The sequence below is a fragment of the Pseudobutyrivibrio sp. LB2011 genome, assembly GCF_000701765.1.
Lineage (GTDB): Bacteria > Bacillota > Clostridia > Lachnospirales > Lachnospiraceae > Pseudobutyrivibrio > Pseudobutyrivibrio ruminis.
Map to the genome: position 1 here is coordinate 625,802 of NZ_JNJS01000001.1, position 19,301 is coordinate 645,102.

At 36.2% G+C, this 19,301-nt stretch carries 17 protein-coding genes; 3 read left to right on the forward strand and 14 right to left on the reverse strand.

What is annotated here, in order from left to right; all coding sequences use genetic code 11:
* Nucleotides 1-10: 10 nt before the first annotated feature.
* The 4 genes from T375_RS13090 to T375_RS02925 all read right to left on the reverse strand — a co-directional run bounded on the left by T375_RS13090 (nt 11) and on the right by T375_RS02925 (nt 3,622).
* The gene (locus T375_RS13090; protein WP_049960260.1) at nt 11-1,210 is read right to left on the reverse strand and encodes a helix-turn-helix domain-containing protein; all 1,200 of its coding nucleotides are present in this window, start codon (nt 1,208-1,210) and stop codon (nt 11-13) included.
* Nucleotides 1,211-1,320: 110 nt separating this feature from the next.
* Complete coding sequence (locus tag T375_RS02915) at nt 1,321-2,136, reverse strand: endo alpha-1,4 polygalactosaminidase (RefSeq protein WP_049960261.1); 816 nt, start codon at nt 2,134-2,136, stop codon at nt 1,321-1,323.
* A complete protein-coding gene (locus tag T375_RS02920) occupies nt 2,123-2,881 on the reverse strand; it encodes a hypothetical protein (protein ID WP_044934592.1) in 759 nt (252 codons plus the stop codon). The genes T375_RS02915 and T375_RS02920 overlap by 14 nt, the downstream gene beginning before the upstream one ends.
* Nucleotides 2,882-2,902: 21 nt before the next feature.
* Entirely contained in the window at nt 2,903-3,622 is a 720-nt protein-coding gene (locus T375_RS02925; RefSeq protein ID WP_044934595.1) for a DUF3592 domain-containing protein, read from the reverse strand.
* Nucleotides 3,623-3,743: 121 nt separating this feature from the next.
* On the opposite strand from T375_RS02925, the gene T375_RS02930 reads away from it, so the two are divergent.
* Nucleotides 3,744-4,712 (forward strand): tRNA dihydrouridine synthase, encoded by a 969-nt coding sequence (locus T375_RS02930; protein WP_044934597.1) that lies wholly within the window; start codon nt 3,744-3,746, stop codon nt 4,710-4,712.
* Here T375_RS02930 and T375_RS02935 read toward each other — a convergent pair.
* The gene (locus T375_RS02935; RefSeq protein ID WP_049960262.1) at nt 4,706-4,972 is read right to left on the reverse strand and encodes a zinc-ribbon domain-containing protein; all 267 of its coding nucleotides are present in this window, start codon (nt 4,970-4,972) and stop codon (nt 4,706-4,708) included. The two genes, T375_RS02930 and T375_RS02935, sit on opposite strands and share 7 nt — an antisense overlap.
* Before the next feature lie 137 nt (nt 4,973-5,109).
* Complete coding sequence (locus tag T375_RS02940) at nt 5,110-7,206, reverse strand: elongation factor G (RefSeq protein ID WP_044934600.1); 2,097 nt, start codon at nt 7,204-7,206, stop codon at nt 5,110-5,112.
* A 172-nt stretch (nt 7,207-7,378) separates the two neighbouring features.
* Here T375_RS02940 and T375_RS02945 point away from each other — a divergent pair, with 172 nt between their 5' ends.
* Entirely contained in the window at nt 7,379-8,479 is a 1,101-nt protein-coding gene (locus tag T375_RS02945) for a prephenate dehydrogenase (RefSeq protein ID WP_044934603.1), read from the forward strand.
* Entirely contained in the window at nt 8,479-9,753 is a 1,275-nt protein-coding gene (gene aroA, locus T375_RS02950) for a 3-phosphoshikimate 1-carboxyvinyltransferase (RefSeq protein WP_044934606.1), read from the forward strand. The genes T375_RS02945 and aroA overlap by 1 nt, the downstream gene beginning before the upstream one ends.
* Before the next feature lie 18 nt (nt 9,754-9,771).
* Here the strand turns inward: aroA and T375_RS02955 are convergent, their stop codons facing one another.
* From T375_RS02955 to T375_RS02990, 8 genes are all read right to left on the reverse strand, one after another.
* Nucleotides 9,772-11,853, reverse strand: coding sequence for a hypothetical protein (locus T375_RS02955; protein WP_155952405.1), 2,082 nt, complete (start codon nt 11,851-11,853; stop codon nt 9,772-9,774).
* 124 nt (nt 11,854-11,977) lie between these two features.
* The gene (locus tag T375_RS02960; RefSeq protein WP_044934611.1) at nt 11,978-12,757 is read right to left on the reverse strand and encodes a ZIP family metal transporter; all 780 of its coding nucleotides are present in this window, start codon (nt 12,755-12,757) and stop codon (nt 11,978-11,980) included.
* 92 nt (nt 12,758-12,849) lie between these two features.
* Entirely contained in the window at nt 12,850-14,508 is a 1,659-nt protein-coding gene (locus T375_RS02965; RefSeq protein ID WP_044934614.1) for a methyl-accepting chemotaxis protein, read from the reverse strand.
* Between the two features lie 189 nt (nt 14,509-14,697).
* Nucleotides 14,698-15,207, reverse strand: a complete 510-nt coding sequence (locus tag T375_RS02970) for an SEC-C metal-binding domain-containing protein (protein WP_044934617.1) — start codon at nt 15,205-15,207, stop codon at nt 14,698-14,700.
* Nucleotides 15,208-15,316: 109 nt separating this feature from the next.
* Complete coding sequence (locus T375_RS02975; RefSeq protein WP_044934620.1) at nt 15,317-16,390, reverse strand: C40 family peptidase; 1,074 nt, start codon at nt 16,388-16,390, stop codon at nt 15,317-15,319.
* Nucleotides 16,391-16,480: 90 nt separating this feature from the next.
* The gene (locus tag T375_RS02980) at nt 16,481-17,398 is read right to left on the reverse strand and encodes a bifunctional riboflavin kinase/FAD synthetase (RefSeq protein ID WP_044934623.1); all 918 of its coding nucleotides are present in this window, start codon (nt 17,396-17,398) and stop codon (nt 16,481-16,483) included.
* 3 nt (nt 17,399-17,401) lie between these two features.
* Nucleotides 17,402-18,316, reverse strand: coding sequence for a tRNA pseudouridine(55) synthase TruB (gene truB, locus T375_RS02985; protein WP_044934625.1), 915 nt, complete (start codon nt 18,314-18,316; stop codon nt 17,402-17,404).
* The gene (locus tag T375_RS02990; RefSeq protein WP_044934628.1) at nt 18,317-19,294 is read right to left on the reverse strand and encodes a DHH family phosphoesterase; all 978 of its coding nucleotides are present in this window, start codon (nt 19,292-19,294) and stop codon (nt 18,317-18,319) included. It abuts the gene before it with no gap.
* Between the last annotated feature and the right edge of the window lie 7 nt (nt 19,295-19,301).

Genomic DNA, 19,301 nt, shown 5'->3' on the forward strand with positions numbered 1-19,301 from the left:
TTTTTAATAATTATCGCTCTTGTCCTGTGGTGACACGACCTTCTTCCTCGGGGTCATACCCTGTCCAAATATTATCACCAAAATTGTAATAATAAATACTAAATCGGTCAATTGTGGAATCCACTTCAATATATGAAGATAAATCTTTCTTTAGAAAATCTCTACACTTTACCAAATGTCCGCCATTTATTGCATCAGCCGGATAAGCCAAGTAAACATAAACAATTCTATTATTATCCTCATCTAAAAGCGCATACTCATAGGCATGACTTTGGCCATCAATGGCAATATATGCAGGATAATTATAGGACTCATCATCATATAAAATATGGCTAATATGATAGTCACTATCTTCCTTGATAGTGTCATAGATAGTACATTTAATTTCAGATAAACGTTCTACTTCCTTATCATAATTCTCATCTGTATACGTGGCCTCTAAAATTATGTCGCCATCTGTATCAAAAAGCCCTGTTTTAAGAAAATACTCATAGTCCGAGGATAACATATCAGACACATCGTCAGGAAATATTAATAAACTACTGTTTATATCTCCTCCGTATTCCTCTAATATGTATTCTTTATCATAGTTTTCAATTCCCGTTTTATGTACATAAGGTTGCGACATTTCATAAAAGCAAAGAACATATATAAATAAAAACACAAGAATAAATCGCAAACTAAATATAGCAAGAACTCCTACAATAACTTTTACAACTAGACCAAAATGCTTTTTCTTCGCCAGCTTCTGCAAAATGCCATTAGTATACAAAGTGGTTATTGCCATACCAACAAAGCCAAGAAAAGAAAAAAGAATAGCCAAAGCCCTCATAAAATTGGGCTCATAATTAATGCATTGAAGCGCTATTGCAAGAGTAAGTAAAAAGGTCCCCACCAAGCTAAAGCCTCTCACCCAATTAAGAAGATTAGTTTTTTCAGCATCTGCATAATCAGCCATTTTCTCAGCAACATCATGTAATTCTTCATTCATCATATCGCTTTTTCTTTCACCTTCAATTATCTCGCGAACATCTACATCAAAGAAGTCAGCAATTTCTACCAGTAAAGATATATCTGGCAAGTTGCTTCCGGTCTCCCATCTTGATATAGTTCGTGAGCTCACATTGAAAACCTGGGCAAGCATTTCTTGAGTCATTTGTTTTTCATTTCTAAGCTGTTTTAAAAACTTGCCAATTTTCTGTTGATCCAAAGTGAATTTCCTCCTTTCGTTGATAATTGAAGTATAAAATATAAGCTAAAAATTAACAGGACACAAAACGAGAGTGCCCTGTTTTAAGCCATTAGACAAGGTTGTCTAACTTATTTTAATTCAAGTGAATGTGATATGTATGGGATATAACCCATTTTGCTAGCATAGTTATACACCTCTTCTTCTACCTCGGAATCATTTGCGTATTCCAGTACGTATGCATCTTTATTATCATCCAAGACCATATTTAAGTAATCACTAAAATACTCTCTGTCTTCATCGGTATTAACACCAAAGGAATCGTTGTCCCAATCTATACAGGTGTATACACTCTCCTGATTAACTCCATCAAGAATGGCATCCAAAGAATAATAGCGATTATAATACTCGGTTACATAGGAATCCCCGCCGTTAATAAGAACATATCCGCCTTTATCTTTTAAATCCTCCAGTATGTTTGATACACCAGAAAAGATTTCTTCTGTAGGATACTGATAATAAACGTCACAATTATCTACGAAAAATCCATCGACGCCCTTATCCATAAGCTCATCAGCTTTAGCAGAAATAAATTCCTGCCATTTTGCCTGGGATACATCAACCCATTGTTCATCCTCCCAGTTTTCATATGTTCCTAGAGTAATATCTTCATAATCGCTGTAATAATCTCTAAAATTCTCTATAGAACCTATATTAAGATACGTATAAACGATATGACCATCAACTTGTAAGCTTGAAATCTCTTCAGAAGAATAATACTGAGCATCAATAACAATTGTAGATGGTAAATCTCTGTCCTCTAAATCCTCAGGATCAGCCCCTATGTATACGCCATATTCATGGGAAGGCTCAATGCTGCCACATCCAAGAAAACATAATAATGTTGATAAGCAAATAGAAATTATACAAATCTTACTGAACTTCATCTATGTAATATACCTCTACGCCAAAAATATCTTTTGCAATATATAATCTAAGTTCATCCTCATAACCTTCGGTGGCCAGATAATAAATGTCATCAGTAACACTTAATTCTTCATTCTCGAATGACTCAGAATCCACGGTCAAATAGTGAGTATCAGGACCTCTGTTATTGTGATGAATTTCGGCATCAACAACAGTTAACTCTTCCGCTGATTCAACCTCTGCTGTAACTACAGATACTGAATCAGATAAGAGCCACCCACTATATACTCCAAGAATTGCTACACAAATATAAAAATATTTTTTATATTCTCTTTCTTTTGGAAGAACTCCAAACAGTAAAGTGACAATAACAGCAAAGCCAATAATTTCAATCGTAAATACGATATAATTTACATGATTAATATTTAAGAATACTTTTAACAAGCCAAACAGAGAAGACACTGCAGCGCACCAGATAGGTACTTCTCCTGATGCATACATGCTTTTATCGTAATTAGTTTTGTCCTTATGCTCGAAAACCATGTAATTTCTAAAGATGATAAAGTATATCCAAGCACCAATAATACAAAAGATATAAATCATACAGAATAATTTAGTGTCGATAATCAATGAAATACATGGCACAGCAAACAAAACAAATCCTAAAACATAATTTATAGTCTGCAGAATATTTACTTTATTTCTTCTAGAATCCTTTTCTTCTTTTGTAATGGATTTGTCAGTGGACCAATTATATTCTGTCATTGAAATATATCCTCCCGCCTATTAGGTGTAATCTCTTACTATGTCTGCAGCTTTATCTACAGCATCTACGTAGTACTTTTTGAAATTATTAGGATTCACATAAATATCAATAGAATCTCCAATCTTATAAGAATCCCATGGATTAAAATCTAAAACATTGCTTTTAAATTTATAAATATATCCATCAGTAGGATTCTTATATTTGCAATAAATTCTAAAAGGATGTCTACCATTAATTGTTATGCTGTAATCCTGATCCATAGATTCGATTTCACCATAAATATGCTGGCCACTTTCCAGCAATCCTGCCCTCTTTTTCTTGTTAATAATACTAACAATAAGAATAATGTAACCAATTAAAGCAAAGAGACCACCCAATCCTACAAACATCAAAGTGAAGAATAAATCACCGTCGCTGGTATGAACATCTGTAGGGTTATCAGGGTCAATAAGCAAATCTATTTCTTGCCCCTCATACATACTACTTGAATAGAAATCCAAGTGGACATCCTCGTAATACTCTCCGTCATACTCGAATGCAACAAAAACATCATAATCAGTTTCATCTCCACGATCCTCAACGATGATATTGTCAATTACACCATTCACTTCAACTGCGGATTCTTTGAACTGAGACGTTTTAACATTGGTTATAATACCAACAATAATGATAATAGTTCCAACAAGCGCGAAAATACCACCAAAGATGGCCATGAAATACTTTGTCATAAACTTATTCATAAATACATTCCTCCCGTTAAAACAAAATATATTTTCGTATAATACTTAAAAGAATTCAAGTATTGTCATATAAAAATTTTATTCTATTGCAATTCCTACATGCGCCTAATAAAATACCCATATGAAGAAATTATATTTAGCTCCACTTGAGGGCGTAACAGACAGCATTTATAGAAATACTTTTTGCAAATATTATGGCGGCGTAGATAAGGTTTACACCCCATTCATATCTCCTAATTCTACTTTTAAATTTACAACAAGAGAATTCAAAGATATTGATCCTGATAAAAATGATGTCAATATCACCGTTCCTCAATTATTAACCAATAACGAAGATCATTTTTTATGGGCAGCTGCTGAAATAGCAGCTTTAGGCTTTAAAGAAATCAATTTTAACCTTGGTTGTCCAAGTGGTACTGTTGTTGCCAAGAAAAAAGGTTCAGGACTTTTGTATTACCCTGAGGAATTGGATATGATGCTTGATAGCATCTTCAACAGACTTGAAACAGAATGTGCAATCAAAAATGCTAAGGTACCAAATATTTCAATTAAAACTCGCCTTGGCAAGGTAGAACCAGAAGAATTCTATGAAATACTTGGTATTTATAATAAATATCCTATTTCAGAATTGACTATCCATCCAAGAATTCAATCAGATTATTATAGAGAGCCAATCAGAATGGAATTCTTTGATTATGCAATGGCAAATTCCAAACACCCTATTGTATATAATGGAGATTTGACTTCCGTTAATGACATCAAACTAATCGAGGAAAAATATCCTAACGTAAATGCGATAATGCTTGGACGTGGTTTGATTTCAAATCCAGAATTAGCATTAAACTACAATAATCAAAGAGATAACCAAACTATTGATTTAGATACATTCAAAAAGTTCCACGATGAATTACTAAATCAATACATTGATATCCTTTCAGGCGAGAAACCTGTTCTTCATCGCATGAAGGAATTCTGGTCTTTCTGGCAATCAAATTTTAATAACTGTGAAAAAGCAATCAAAAAAATCAGAAAAGCAAACAAAATCCAGGAATACAAAGATTACGTTGCTCTTCTGTTATATAATTACTGATTTACTGCTATAGCTTCTGGAGCTACAATTGCTTCTTTAGCTATAGCTTTTGTTATAATTCCACCTCTTTCGCAGATAGGGCAAACCTCATAATATGTTGACGACAACGGAAGAACCGGAACAAAGAATAATGTAAAATACAGCCTATTTCTTACAATCTTGTAATGGGAAACATTGTTACAATGTGGACATTTGTACAACTGACGATTGTCTACTCCCATCTCTTTATTCATTCTTCTTGTACCAAATAAAATTAACATAACTTTTCTCCTTTGAATTGTTTATCTAGGTAGTATAATAATACTTACTATATGCAAAGTCAATACTAAAGTTGCAATTAACTACTAAAAAAGAGGCTACCATTCGGTAGCCCCTTAGTTTACTTTTTATATGTTATTTATTCCTCATCAACATCCTTAATCTTGTTAGCACGACGCTCAACTTCTTTGGCTTGAACATCTGATGGAACCTGCTCGTAACGAGCTAATTCATAAGAGAATGTTCCATATCCACCTGTCATAGAACGAAGTGTTGTGTCGTATCCATAAAGCTCTGCCATAGGAACCTCAGCAAGTACTTCTGTCTTGCCAGCTGTTTCTGTAGGATTCATTCCAAGAACACGGCCACGGCGTTTGTTCAAGTCGCCCATAACGTCACCTGTGTAAGCATCCGGAACTATAACCTTAAGAGTTTCAATTGGCTCCAACAGGATAGGATTAGCCTTCATAATACCATCCTTGAAAGCACCCTTTGCAGCTACTTTAAATGCCATTTCAGAAGAATCAACTGGATGATAGCTTCCATCGTAAAGATTAGCATGAATTCCAACTACAGGGTATGCTGCAAGTGGACCAGCAAGTACTGCTTCCTGCAAGCCTTTTTCTACAGCTGGGAAATAGTTCTTTGGAACAGCACCACCAACAACTGATTCTGTAAAGTTGTAATGTTCTTCCATATTTCCTGAAGGCTCGAAAGTCATCTTAACGTGTCCATACTGACCATGTCCACCAGTTTGCTTCTTATACTTGTATTCAACATCAGCCTTTCCTCTGATTGTCTCTTTAAATGCAATCTTTGGCTGGCTCAGTTCAATATCAACTTTATACTTTTCATTGAGCTTTTGAACAAGCATATCGATATGTCTGTCACCAATACCATAGATAAGTGACTGACTATTTTCGCCATCGTTAACTACTTTTAAAGTTAAGTCTTCGGCGCAAAGCTTTGCAAGTGCCTGAGCAATCTTATCCTCGTCCCCCTTATTCTTCGCCTTATATCTCTTGTATGTATAAGGTGTAGATAAAGGTGTTCTGATGTAAAGGATTGGATTAGCTTTTGTAGAAAGAGAATCAGTTGTAGCAACCTTTGAAAGCTTAGATAAAGCACCGATATCACCAGCGTGAAGCTCAGGTACTTCCTCTGCCTTACTACCTGTTAAAATGTAAAGCTTGCCGATTTTCTCTTCTGTTTCCTTATGCTTGTTGTAAAGCAAATCATCAGTTTTAAGAACGCCGGAATTAACCTTAATCAATGAATACTTTCCAACAAATGGATCTACGATAGTCTTAAATACGTATGCACTCTTTGGCTTAGCAAAATCATAATTTGCTTCGTAAACCTCATTCGTATTTGCGTTAATTCCAGAAACCTTGCGATCCTCTGGACTAGGAAGATATTTTACAACGTCTGTAAGCATTGTGTACTGTCCGCGATTTGTAAGATTTGAGCCCATCATAACAGGAACAATGTCGCCTGTGCCTACATTTGCACGAAGAGCCTGACGAATTTCATCCTCTGAAAATTCTTCGCCGCCAAAATACCTGTCCATGAATTCCTCTGATGTCTCAGCAACAGATTCCATCAAAGCCTCACGATATTTCTCTAAGTATTCCTTGCTATAATCAGGTACATCGCAATGTTCTACAGTGCCATCTGCCTTCCAGCGCTTTCCAATTTGCTGTATAACATTTACATAGCCAACGAACTCTCCATTTTCACGAATTGGCAAATGGAAAGGAGCAATCTTTTTGCCATACAAGCCTTGAAGTTCTTCAACGATTTCTCTATAGCTGGCATCATCTATATCCATGTCAGTTACAAATACCATTCTAGGAAGATTAAACTTATCGCACATCTCCCAGGCCTTTTTTGTACCAACTTCAATTCCACTTTTTCCAGATATAACAATAATAGCTGCGTCAGCTGCACTAACAGCTTCCTCAACTTCTCCAACGAAATCAATGAATCCTGGTGTATCTAGGAAATTAATCTTGGTATCGCCCCATACGATAGGTGCTAAAGATGTGTAGATAGAAAACTTGTTTTTTTGTTCCAATTTGTCATAGTCACTAATGGTATTACCAGCCTCGATAGTGCCCGGCTTGCTGATTTGACCAGCTAGAAAAGCCATTGATTCGATGAGACTGGTTTTGCCCGCCCCGCTGTGACCAAGTAACACAACATTTCTAATCTTGTCCGTAGTAAAAACCTTCATGTGCCGTACCTCCCAATAGTTATTTGACGCCTTTACCCCGCCGCGCCATGTTGTTTATAAAACTTATAATTATTATATTTAATATTCAGACTATTTACAATGAGTAAATGTGATATTATAAAAGAAAATAATCGCTTTAAAGTGTGAAAGTGAATTAGAGGTGAGGGTAATTATGAAAAGTAAAACAATAGGATTTGTTGGGCTAGGTTTAATTGGAGGTAGTATCGCAAAAGCGATATTGAAAACATATCCAAACACTAGAATTCTTGCAACAGCTTCAAGAGAATCAACTATTGAAACAGCATTTGAAGAACGTCTTATAGATAATAACGGATTGCTTAAGATTCACCAGTTTGGTCAGTGTGATATTATTTTTCTTTGCTCTCCTGTTAAAGTCAATTGTGACTATTTAAGAAAACTTAAAGATGTAGTTAAGCCAGATTGTATCATCACAGATGTAGGCTCAGTAAAAGGGGATATTACTGCAGTTGCCAGAGAGCTTGAAATGACCAATCAATTTATTGGTGGACATCCAATGACAGGTTCTGAATTAACAGGTCTCGAGCACTCTTCTGCTTCACTTTTAGAAAACGCTTATTATATCCTTACAGCTGATTCAGAAATGAATGCAGATACATACTCTCAATTTGCAGATTATATAAAAAGCCTTGGAGCCATTCCTATCCAGCTTACTCCTGAGGAGCATGACGAGGCTACCGCTACTGTATCCCATCTACCTCATGTAGTTGCAGCAGCTCTTGTAAATCTTGTAAACGATACTGACGATGACCGCAAAATATGCAAAACCATTGCAGCAGGCGGTTTTAAAGATATTACAAGAATCGCATCCGGTTCACCTACAATGTGGCAGCATATTTTCCTAAGTAATAAGGATGCAGTGCTTAAACTGATAGGCGATTTCAAAGATGAGTTGAGCCAATTCGAAAATGCGATATCTTCATCTGATCCTGATGAGATAATAAATCTTTGGACAAAAGCAAAGGATTATCGTGATTCTATAACTATTCCAGACAGTGCACACTCACGATTCTTCGAACTGTACTGTGATATCGACGATAAACCTGGTACACTTGTAGGAGTACTTCAATTGCTTGCCAATGCAGAAATAAGTGTTAAAAATATAGATATCATTCATAACCGTGAGTTTGAGCCAGGTGTTCTTAGAATCGAATTCTACACCCAAGATGCTTTAGATAAGGCCCGCACAGTTCTTACTCACAACAATTACTATACTAGACAGAGGACGAATTAATGGCTATTACAAAAGTAAAAAGCTTAAAAGGTGAAATAACAGTTCCAGGTGACAAGTCTATTAGCCACCGCGGTGTAATGTTTGGAGCTATTTCCGAAGGAATTACTGAGCTTACAGGATTCTTGGATGGCGCAGACTGCCGTAGCACAATCAGTTGCTTTAAGGCTATGGGCATTGATATCACTCAAGAACATGATCATGTAGTTATTCATGGAAAGGGTCTAGAAGGACTATCTGCACCTTCAAAAATGCTTGATGTAGGAAACAGCGGAACTACCACCAGATTGATTTCAGGAATTCTTGCAGGACAAAAATTTATTAGTTCTTTAAATGGTGATGAATCTATACAGAAGCGGCCTATGGGACGCATCATAACCCCGCTTACAAGTATGGGTGCTCATATCAAATCAATCAAAGATAATGGTTGTGCTCCTCTAGAAATAGGAGGCGCTCCTCTTCATGCAATCCACTATGACTCACCTGTTGCCAGCGCCCAGGTAAAATCCTGCGTGCTTTTGGCTGGATTGTATGCAGACGGTGTTACTTCAGTAACTGAGCCAGTTATCTCTCGAAATCACACAGAATTGATGCTAAAAGGATTCGGTGCCGATATCAAATCAGAAGGATTGACAGCATCAATAGTTGGCAGACCAAGACTAATTGGCCAAAAGATTACTGTTCCTGGGGATATCTCTTCCGCAGCTTATTTCATTGTTGCAGGTTTAATTTGCCCTAACGCAGATTTACTTATCAAAAACGTAAATACGAATCCAACTCGAGCAGGCATTATTCAGGTTGCAAAGAATATGGGCGGAAACATTGAATTATTAAATGAGCGCATAGTTTCAGGAGAACCAGTTGCTGATATTCATGTAAGTTCAAGTGATTTACATGGTTGCGAAGTATCCGGTGAAATCATACCTACTCTTATTGATGAACTTCCTGTTATTGCTGTTATGGCGGCATGTGCAAAGGGTACCACTGTTATAAAGGATGCAGCTGAGCTTAAAGTAAAAGAAAGTGACCGTATTGCTACAGTCACCGAAAATCTTAAAAATATGGGTGCTGATATTACGCCTACTGATGACGGTATGATTATTATGGGTGGAGAATCCTTACATGGCACTACCATAAAAACATACAAAGATCATCGTATCGCCATGTCCTTTGCAATAGCAGGCTTAGTTGCTAATGGTGAGACTTCATTTGATGATGAAGGATGCTGTGTAATCTCATATCCAGATTTCTTTGAAACATTAAAAGCACTATCGTAAATGCGATAGTGCTTATTTTTAATCAACATTTCTTTTCATCCATAGCTCTAGAATATTGCCATCTAAGTCCATGTAATTTGTCAGTTCACTTCCGTCCGTTTTTTTAATAATGACTTCTGTTTTATCACTATTTATGCCAACATAACTATAATCATATGTTTCAGTACTGCCTTTTAAATGAATTAAATCGAATTGATTCTCAGTCCTTATTCCAATAAAAGTATAAGGATCTGCAGTTCTTATAATATCTTCGTAATCATAGTCAGTAACTACATTACCATCCAAATCAATAATGCTATATTTATCATCTTTTTCCAATACGATAAATTCAATTATATTATTTTCATCGGCACATGCATAACAATCATAGTGAGAATCTAAGGTAAGTATAGGCGTGCTATCCCTATAGAAGCAAATTAAACTACTATCAGAATCATCCTCTTTATTTATTTTATAAAATACTTTTAAATCTCCAGTGCCTTCTGCCTTTCTATAGAAATATAAATCATCAAAGAACTTTCCATCATACGTCATTAAAGAATCACTCTCATAATTATTTTTATAACTGAAACTTACAATCTCTTCGTCATCAAAAAAACAAACTTCATTGATATTGCCACCAACTAAAGATTGACCCTTACTATCAATTAAATCAAGCCCAGTACTGTTATAATTAATAACCAACGATATTTTAAAGTTTTGTTCACCTGATACATAACTAAAAACTGGCAAAGTGACAACATCGTCATCATCAGATATAAATCCAAACTTATCATTTAAATAAGAATGATAACAAGCTACACCATTAGCGAAATATGTATAATCACCTGATAAAAGAAATCCACCTATCTCGTTTGTGAATGGCATAAATATAAAATGATGTCTATTCTTATCATTACTGTTAGATTTGTCCAATAATAAATATAACAGATACTGTCGCTCTGAAGTCTTAGCATTAACGATATATGGAACCTTTTTTATCTTTTCTCCAGAAGTATTTACGAAATGATCATTATAATCGTATGCTATCCCCTCAGAATCAAAGGCTAAAGGCTCATCATATATAGCCCCTGTATCTACTCCTGTTTTAAGATTAATAAGACCATATTTTTCTTTATAAAAGCAAGACCAGCTTGGCATTCTATTACAAACATTATATTGAACAATCTCTACATCATCATCAAAAGGATAGTCATAATAATTTCTGAACCAAACCTCACTTACAGTCTTTTTTTCTGTAAGCACATTTCCATTATCATCTAAAATATCCATATCCCCTTCAATATAAGTGAATCTCATAAATACAAATAACAGTGCTACCAAAAGGCATACACAGTAGCTTATTCTCTTATCTATATGAATATGAAGATTTGGGAACTTAATATACTTTTTAGGCTTAGTTTTAGATTCTTCATGTATTTCAGCATCAATTTTGTCCAGTTCGTCAAAATGAAGAAGCTCTATAGTTGGTATATTTTTTCTGTCAAATACTGGGCCTTGGTAATTAAAACATTTATTAAACAGATAAAACGAAATATATATTTCAAATACAATTTTAGTAATAAAAAGAATGCATATGACAGCCACTAATAGTGTTTTCTTTATTGGAAATTCTGAAATAAAAGCTACAACTATAAGTCCATTTATAACAATCCATTTTCTATTATATTTCTGAATCTTATCGGATAATCTTGTGTCGATCCTATCATATGCATAACCTGTAGCATCCTTAATCAACAATCCGAATATGCGATATTCTAAAGCGAATTTTAAAATTATAAGAATACCTATGTAAAGTACGCCAATATGGTTCATTCCAGGTGAAAAGAAACTAATAAATAGTTCAATTATATCAAGATAAAGAATAACACGAAGCCACTTTGTCTCATTCAAAAAAGCTTTAGATTCTTTAAATGTGTTGTACAAAGCAATATCTATCAATATTTTTGCAATATATAGCAAATAATCAAATTGCGAAAATAATGGAAATGAATAAAAACCTAATAAATGAATTAAAAGATTGATAAGACTAAAACCCGCAAAAACATATAGCCCCGTACTGATTCTAGAGAATTTAATTTTGTCCATAACTTTTTTCATAACATCCTTCATATACTATTCTACCCATAAATAAGGCTGACAATAATTGTCAGCTTTATTCTTTATAGTAGTATATTACTATTTATTAAATTCGCAGTCAATACTATTTTAAAATTACAAATCATCAACCTAGAGCAACATCAAGAACCATCATCAGAACAAAACCGATAGAAAAAGCAATAGTTCCCAGGTTCGAATGTTTTCCTTCAGACATTTCAGGAATCAACTCTTCTACAACTACATACATCATTGCTCCAGCAGCAAATGAAAGAAAATATGGCATTAACGGAACAACTAATCCTGCCGCTATAATTGTAATAAATGCAGCTATAGGTTCCACTATACCTGACAAAACACCCCATAAAAATGTTTTATGCTTAGGCATACCTTCAGATAAAAGAGGCATCGATACAATTGCTCCTTCAGGAAAGTTCTGTATCGCTATACCTATAGCAAGCGCCAAAGCTCCAGTTGCAGTAATTCCAACTTGGCCTGATTTAACTCCTGCAAAAACAACACCAACAGCCATGCCTTCTGGAATATTATGAAGAGTTACTGCTAATATTAATTTTGTGGTCCTTTGCAATCTACTACGAGGACCTTCGTCCTGCTTATCCATATGCATATGAGGTGTAACGCAATCCAGAAAAAGCAAAAAGCCTGTACCAATAAGAAAACCTATAGCAGCAGGTAAAAAAGATAGCTTGCCTAGATACTCACTACTCTCAAGCGCTGGGGAAAGTAAACTCCAAAATGAAGCAGCAACCATTACTCCAGCTGCAAAGCCTGTAAGAATCTTTTGTAATCTATCAGAAATCTCATCTTTTAGTATAAATACCATTCCAGCACCAAGGCTTGTTCCAACGAACGGTATTAAAATTCCAAGTATTATATTTATATTCATATTAGCACCAAAAGCCCCTCCCTATTCAAACTATAAATAGATTAACATAAGGGAGGGGAATCTTATCAAAAAAATAATGTTGTTGAGAAATTTTATTGGAAGAATGCCATTTCTTCCTCAAGAGTATGTGCAACCTTATTTAAGCTGGCAGCTTTAGTAGTAAGAGCCTCCATTGTATCTGCTAATTCTGTCATAGAAGCTCTTGTTTCTTCTGAGCTTGCTGCATTCTCTTCTGAAATCGAAGAAAGTGAAGAAATAGTATCTGAAATCAGATTACTTGCTTCTTCTGTTTTGTGTACGCTAGATACGATGTCTTTAGTTAAAGTAATAGACTTATTAATATCTTCTATCAAGCTATCAACCTGTTCAATAGTTCTATGAATAGTATGACGTTGAGTAGTCATAGTCTCCTGAACCTGTCCAGCCTCTTCCATTGTCTTATTAGAATCAGATGAAAGTCCCTTCATAGCCTCTTGGATATTTTGAGCTGCCTCCGCAGATTGATCAGCTAATTGTCTTATTTCATCAGCAACGACGGCAAAGCCTTTACCAGCCTCACCTGCACGAGCAGCCTCGATACTTGCATTTAATGAAAGCAAGTTTGTCTGGGCTGCGATTGCATCAATAATAGATACTGCTTCACTAATTGTTGTTACAGCTGTGTTAGTGTTACCGATGAGTTCTACAATGCCATCAATTGCAGTAATACTTTCCCTGGTAGTCATTCTAAGCTCTGTAAGCTTATCCTGGCTGGCCTTTGAATTCTCCTGCATTGAATCAGCAAGGCTTTGCATCTCCACTGCATTGGCTGTAATCATCTCTACGGCATCATTAATACTATTTACAGATTCCACTGCGTCCTGCAGCGATTGAGCCTGGTTTTCAGCACCTGTTGCAACCTGACCAACAGCTATACTAACGCTTTCTGTAGTATCTGTAATAGTCTTTACTGTATTAGATAAATAGCTAGCAGATTCATCCACTTCATCAGAAGATATTCTTGCGTTTCCGATAACAGATCTAATTCTAGCGGCCATGTCAAATAAAGCAGATGACATTTCGCCTAATTCATCATTTCTATTTTTAACCTTATCGCTAAGAACAATCTCCAAATCACCAGTTGCCATCTGACGAACAGCCTTAACATTTTCATCAATAGCTTCTATGATTTTTACAGTATATATAATTGCAAGTACGGTAAATAAAATAACAATTGCAAGTGCTAAGGTAACAGTCCATGCAACTCGCTTGCTAATATAATGGGTAATTTCTATCTTTTTCAAGCCAACGAATGCCATACCATATACATTACCTGACTCATCTACTAATGGCTGATATGCAACATAGTATGGTTCGTTATCAATCATTACATTCTGAGCTTGATAACTTTGCTTGCCATTTAAAACTGTAGCAATAACAGCGTCCCCTGCCTTCGTGCCAACAACCCCAGGAATACTTGAACGTACTCTAGTGTCTCCAAGGAAGAACGTGTAATCATATCCTGTTTCAGCAGACATCTCTTCTTCTAATGTAGATGACTCATCTACTTCAACGCCATCATAAGTGTAGTCAAGGACCTGTGCATATGAAGTACAAGTAGCCATTACACCCGTTTCGACCTCGTATTCCATACCACGTCTTAAGTTGGCACACCCAACAATAGTAGCAGCTGTACCAACACAGGCTAGTGATACTACAACCAAGCCAATTAGCATAATCCTCAACGACGCCCTTTTGCTTTTCTTATCCATATTCGACCTCCGTTTTTTCTCCCTTCTGGTCGATTGAACAGTATTACTTTCCTTAGCGAGTAAACCGACTATTTGGATTATATCTAAAATGTGAGTATATTCTGTGTATATTCTGTTAATTCTGACAAATGTGCGACATTTTGAAAATAAAAAAGCACATCCAATTACGGATGTGCTAAATGTCATGAATTATTTCTTGTTCATGCAGCAGTGCTTATATTTCTTTCCTGAACCGCATGGACATGGATCATTACGTCCAACCTTTTTCTCTGAACGGATGATTGTGTGCATGTTCTTAGCTTCCTTTGTAAGAGCCTTTCTCTTGTCCTCATCAAAGATCTGCTCCCACTGTGGAAGGCCATAAAGCCAATCAGCCTTTGCATCAATCATGTTCTTGAAAAGCTTTTCCTTATCGAACTTAAGAGAAACTACTGTATCCTCATCCATTGTATCGATAGGGTTTGGTGTAACGAGGGATTCATTGATGCCATCTAAGAAACCAACCATAGGCATAACATCAATTTTATATTTCTCAGCAAGCTCCTTCACAGTACCCTTTACTTCTGTATCAGGATCGTCAAGTAACTGCTCGTAAATGCCTTTCTCTAAAAGAAAATAATTCTGCCAAAATCTCTGTAAATCAGCCTGAGACTGATTCTGATTGTAGGCAACCTTCTGCCAATTTTCTAGTAAACTCATATTATATTCCTCTCCAATTTGTAATCTAATCCGTGGCTAGCCACGCCTAAAATTATACCATACACAATAATAAAAGGCTAGATACTATGCTGTATCTAGCCTATGAATACTAATCATAAATTACACGAACACATTTGATAGGTGTACGGTATGTATAGTTGGAAATCTTGATTCCATCACGCTTGTTAGAAGCATGAACAATCTGTCCACCACCAATATAAATGGCAACATGATTAATGTAGCTTCCCTTGCCGTAGAAAATTAAATCTCCTGGCTTTAACTCAGATGTAGAAATGGTTGTTCCTTCATTAGCCTGAGCCCTAGATGAGTGTGATAGATAAACACCATACTGAGCCATGATTTGCATTGTAAATCCAGAACAATCAACACCATTTGTAAGGGATGTACCACCCCAAACATATGGGTTTCCGACAAACTGAAGGGCATAATCACAGATAGCTGTACGAACGTCAGAAACGCCCTCACCATATCTAGCTTCTGTAAGTGTCATAGCAGTCTTAAGAGAAAGATCTACATCAACATATTCTGCTGATACATAACCTTCATCACCATCAACGTCTACTTTAATCCAGTCATCATCCTGAGTGTTATCAAGGATGGCTACTTCTTCACCATCAGCAAGCTGATAGATAATCTCACAATCAGTGTTAGGCTCCACACGGACACGAAGACCACCAGTATTTGATGTAGCAACGTATTCTGCAAGCTCTGCAGCCTTTTCCCAGGCCTCATCGCCAGTCAATAGATACTCAGATAAAACATATCCTTCTACCTCGCCTGACTTGATATAGCTCCAATCGCCCTCAGTGCTAACAATTTCGCAGGCAGCATTTGCTGGAAACTTACCAACAAGCTTTCCTTCTGTATCTGCTGACTCACGAATGTTTAAGTTTCCTTCTGAAACATTACAAATACCGATATTAGTGTATCCGTAAATATCACCGAGTGATTTTGCTGTAGCAACAGCATCTGAATCTGTAACTGAAAGTGACTCTAAAGAAGCTAAATCAACAGCTCCTGCGGTCATAACACCAGCAATAGCTGTGCTAGAAGCATCTGTGTCAGAAGCAACATCTATATTATTTTTAGAATCAATACAATAATCAAAAATTAGTGCCGCGGCACAAACTAATGAGAAAGCTGAAATAATACGCTTTTTCATAGTACCTCCAAAGTAAAACTTTTAACGCAACATGCAAATTATAGCAACCAAAACGATAAATGTCAATATTTCGTAACATTTTTGCAATAATTATCTGTTGAAGTATGCCTTTGCTGTAGCTTTATCCTTATTCATTTGATTTTTAAGCTCTTCTACTGAGCCAAATTTCTGCTCTGGTCTGATGAATGTATGGAAAGCAACTCTCACATATTTACCATATAAATCTCCGTTATAATCAAGAATATGTGTTTCGATTCCTACTATTTTTTCATCTTGAACAGAAGGTTTTGTTCCAACATTGGTAACCCCGTGATATATTCTTCCATCGAAATCAATGGAAGTTGCATAAACACCGAATTTAGGCACCAGCTTTATCTTTTCAGGCATGATATTGATTGTAGGAATGCCGATTTTAGTGCCTAAATGAGCACCATGAACAACCTCTCCCCAGACGAAATAGTCATACCCAAGCATATCATTAACTATATCAATATGTCCTTCCTTAAGCTCCTCTCGGATATATGTACTACTGATATCTCGATTATTCTTTTGAATTTTGTCATAAACTTTCAGCTCAAAATCAAAATCCTTAGAAAGCTTTTTAAGAAGCTCAACATTACCAGCACCTTTGTAACCAAAAGTGAAATCTGCGCCAACAACCATATATTTCATATTGAGATTGTCGACTAATAACTTTATAAAGCATTCTGGAGCAGTTTCCATAAGCTTTGAATCAAATGGGCATTCAACCAAATAATCCAGGCCATTATTTTCTAGCATGAATACTCTCTCTTTATTAGTAATAAGAGAAGGCGTTTTATCATCTGAAACTATGGCTCTAGGAGTATTTGTAAAAGTCACAAGACATGAACTAAGCCCATCCTTCGATTTGCTGATAATATCAGAAGTCAAAAGATGATGCCCCTTATGAATACCATCAAACTTGCCTACGGTTATTGCCGTAGGAGTTGTAATTTTAGCGTCAAATAATGAATGTAAATATTCCATAGTTTATTCTGTTCCTTCAAGAAAGAACTTCTCCAGTGTAAAAATAGAATCCTTGTAGTTATATACTCCCAAAAACCTATTATCAGGCAAGTAAATCCTATATTTATTATCCTCTTCAAAAGAGCTTACAGCTTCCGCAAATACGTGAGTATCCGGAATTGGTGCGCCATTTATTGCATGCTTAATAGCATCCTCAGTGGGAACAACAAATACTGTACCCATTCCCTCAAAGGCATGATCTATAGGCATCATAATGCCGTCTATATTGCCTGCCTTTACAATTCGCTCGATTTCATCCAAAGTGTGGGCATCACTAATGTCAAACATGCTCACCTTTGTACGAACAAGAGACTTCATGGCGCAGCCACAGCCTAATAGTTCACCTACATCATGACATATGGATCTGATATAGGTCCCCTTACCACAATGAACTCGTATTGTAACTAATGGCAATTTCATAGAAATAACATCTATGCTGAAAACCTTTACTGGACGAGGCTTTCGTTCTACTTCCTTGCCAGCTCTAGCAAGCTCATAAAGCTTTTTGCCATTAACCTTTAATGCAGAATACATAGGAGGAACCTGCATGATATCACCAATAAAGGAATCCAATGCATTTTTAACCTGTTCCTCTGTCACATCTACAGATTTGCGATTTAGAATACGACCGCTCATATCGTAGGTATCAGTCTCAATACCAAGCTGCATTACGCACTCGTAGACCTTATCTTTATCTGTAAGCATATCGCAAAGCTTCGTAGCTTTGCCAACACAAACCGGAAGCACACCTGTCGCATCTGGATCAAGAGTACCTGTATGCCCGATTTTTTTTATTTTTAATATACCACGAAGCCTGGCAACCACATCAAATGAAGTATACCCGGCTTCTTTATAGACATTGATTATGCCACTATTCATTTAATATAATCCTAACTCTTTAAGCTGTTTTTCAACCATAGAAACGATATTATCGATAACATCCCATGGTTTGTCGGTATCTACTGAAAAACCAGCAGCTTTCTTGTGGCCACCGCCTCCGTAAACACCTGTTATAACTGTTAAATCTACATCTCCAGTTGCTCTAGTGCTGCCCTTGAAATCTCCATCAGCAAGCTCATATAAAAATACAGCAACCTCAACGCCTGTTGTATCACGAAGCTGTTGAACAATGCCCTCTAAATGCTTACTTTCAGCACCAAATTCTGCCATATCCTCCGCTGTAATAACAGCAGCAATTACCTTGCCATCAAGATATGTTTTACATCCCAGTAAAGCTTTGCCAAGCATACGATTTTGTACCATAGTCTTAGCAAAATATGTGTCAGTGCAAATCTTAGGATAATCGATGCCCTTAGTCATAAGGAAACCCGCAGCGGCCATAGTAGCCTCTGTAGTACAAGAATATTGAAAAACACCTGTATCATGGATAATTCCTAAATAAAGGCATTCTGCAATGTCCTTTGTAATTTTCTCCTTGCCAATTTGGTTGTAGACTAATTCGCATGTAGAACTGTCATCTGGAATAATGTAGCTAAATTCCGAAAATCCATTATTGCTGAAATGATGATCGATACATACTGTATGCTTTGCATTCTCAAAGAAATTAAAAGCATCTCCAAGTCGTGAGCCCTCTGAACAATCAAGAGCTATATATAAATCGAAAACAGTGTCCTCTGAAACAGTATGTATATCCTGAATCTTATCAGCGTTCTTCAAAAATTTGAAAGTATTTGGGATGGGATCAAGATAAACATGAGCTTCCACATTTGGATAGTAAGTAACAATATAGTTGTACATAGCAAGGCATGAACCTACGCAATCTCCGTCAGGTCTGATGTGTCCACTAATACCTACTGTTTTTGCATTTGTCAAAAGCTCATGTAAATTATCTATCATATTCCCG

What these genes read in the sequence shown, in the direction of transcription:
- T375_RS02915 (WP_049960261.1), bottom strand. Translation starts at nt 2,136, where the DNA reads ATGAAGTTCAGTAAGATTTGTATAATTTCTATTTGCTTATCAACATTA.
- T375_RS02920 (WP_044934592.1), bottom strand. Translation starts at nt 2,881, where the DNA reads ATGACAGAATATAATTGGTCCACTGACAAATCCATTACAAAAGAAGAA.
- T375_RS02925 (WP_044934595.1), bottom strand. Translation starts at nt 3,622, where the DNA reads ATGAATAAGTTTATGACAAAGTATTTCATGGCCATCTTTGGTGGTATT.
- T375_RS02930 (WP_044934597.1), top strand. Translation starts at nt 3,744, where the DNA reads ATGAAGAAATTATATTTAGCTCCACTTGAGGGCGTAACAGACAGCATT.
- T375_RS02935 (WP_049960262.1), bottom strand. Translation starts at nt 4,972, where the DNA reads ATGTTAATTTTATTTGGTACAAGAAGAATGAATAAAGAGATGGGAGTA.
- T375_RS02940 (WP_044934600.1), bottom strand. Translation starts at nt 7,206, where the DNA reads ATGAAGGTTTTTACTACGGACAAGATTAGAAATGTTGTGTTACTTGGT.
- T375_RS02945 (WP_044934603.1), top strand. Translation starts at nt 7,379, where the DNA reads ATGAAAAGTAAAACAATAGGATTTGTTGGGCTAGGTTTAATTGGAGGT.
- aroA (WP_044934606.1), top strand. Translation starts at nt 8,479, where the DNA reads ATGGCTATTACAAAAGTAAAAAGCTTAAAAGGTGAAATAACAGTTCCA.
- T375_RS02955 (WP_155952405.1), bottom strand. Translation starts at nt 11,853, where the DNA reads ATGAAAAAAGTTATGGACAAAATTAAATTCTCTAGAATCAGTACGGGG.
- T375_RS02960 (WP_044934611.1), bottom strand. Translation starts at nt 12,757, where the DNA reads ATGAATATAAATATAATACTTGGAATTTTAATACCGTTCGTTGGAACA.
- T375_RS02965 (WP_044934614.1), bottom strand. Translation starts at nt 14,508, where the DNA reads ATGGATAAGAAAAGCAAAAGGGCGTCGTTGAGGATTATGCTAATTGGC.
- T375_RS02970 (WP_044934617.1), bottom strand. Translation starts at nt 15,207, where the DNA reads ATGAGTTTACTAGAAAATTGGCAGAAGGTTGCCTACAATCAGAATCAG.
- T375_RS02975 (WP_044934620.1), bottom strand. Translation starts at nt 16,390, where the DNA reads ATGAAAAAGCGTATTATTTCAGCTTTCTCATTAGTTTGTGCCGCGGCA.
- T375_RS02980 (WP_044934623.1), bottom strand. Translation starts at nt 17,398, where the DNA reads ATGGAATATTTACATTCATTATTTGACGCTAAAATTACAACTCCTACG.
- truB (WP_044934625.1), bottom strand. Translation starts at nt 18,316, where the DNA reads ATGAATAGTGGCATAATCAATGTCTATAAAGAAGCCGGGTATACTTCA.
- T375_RS02990 (WP_044934628.1), bottom strand. Translation starts at nt 19,294, where the DNA reads ATGATAGATAATTTACATGAGCTTTTGACAAATGCAAAAACAGTAGGT.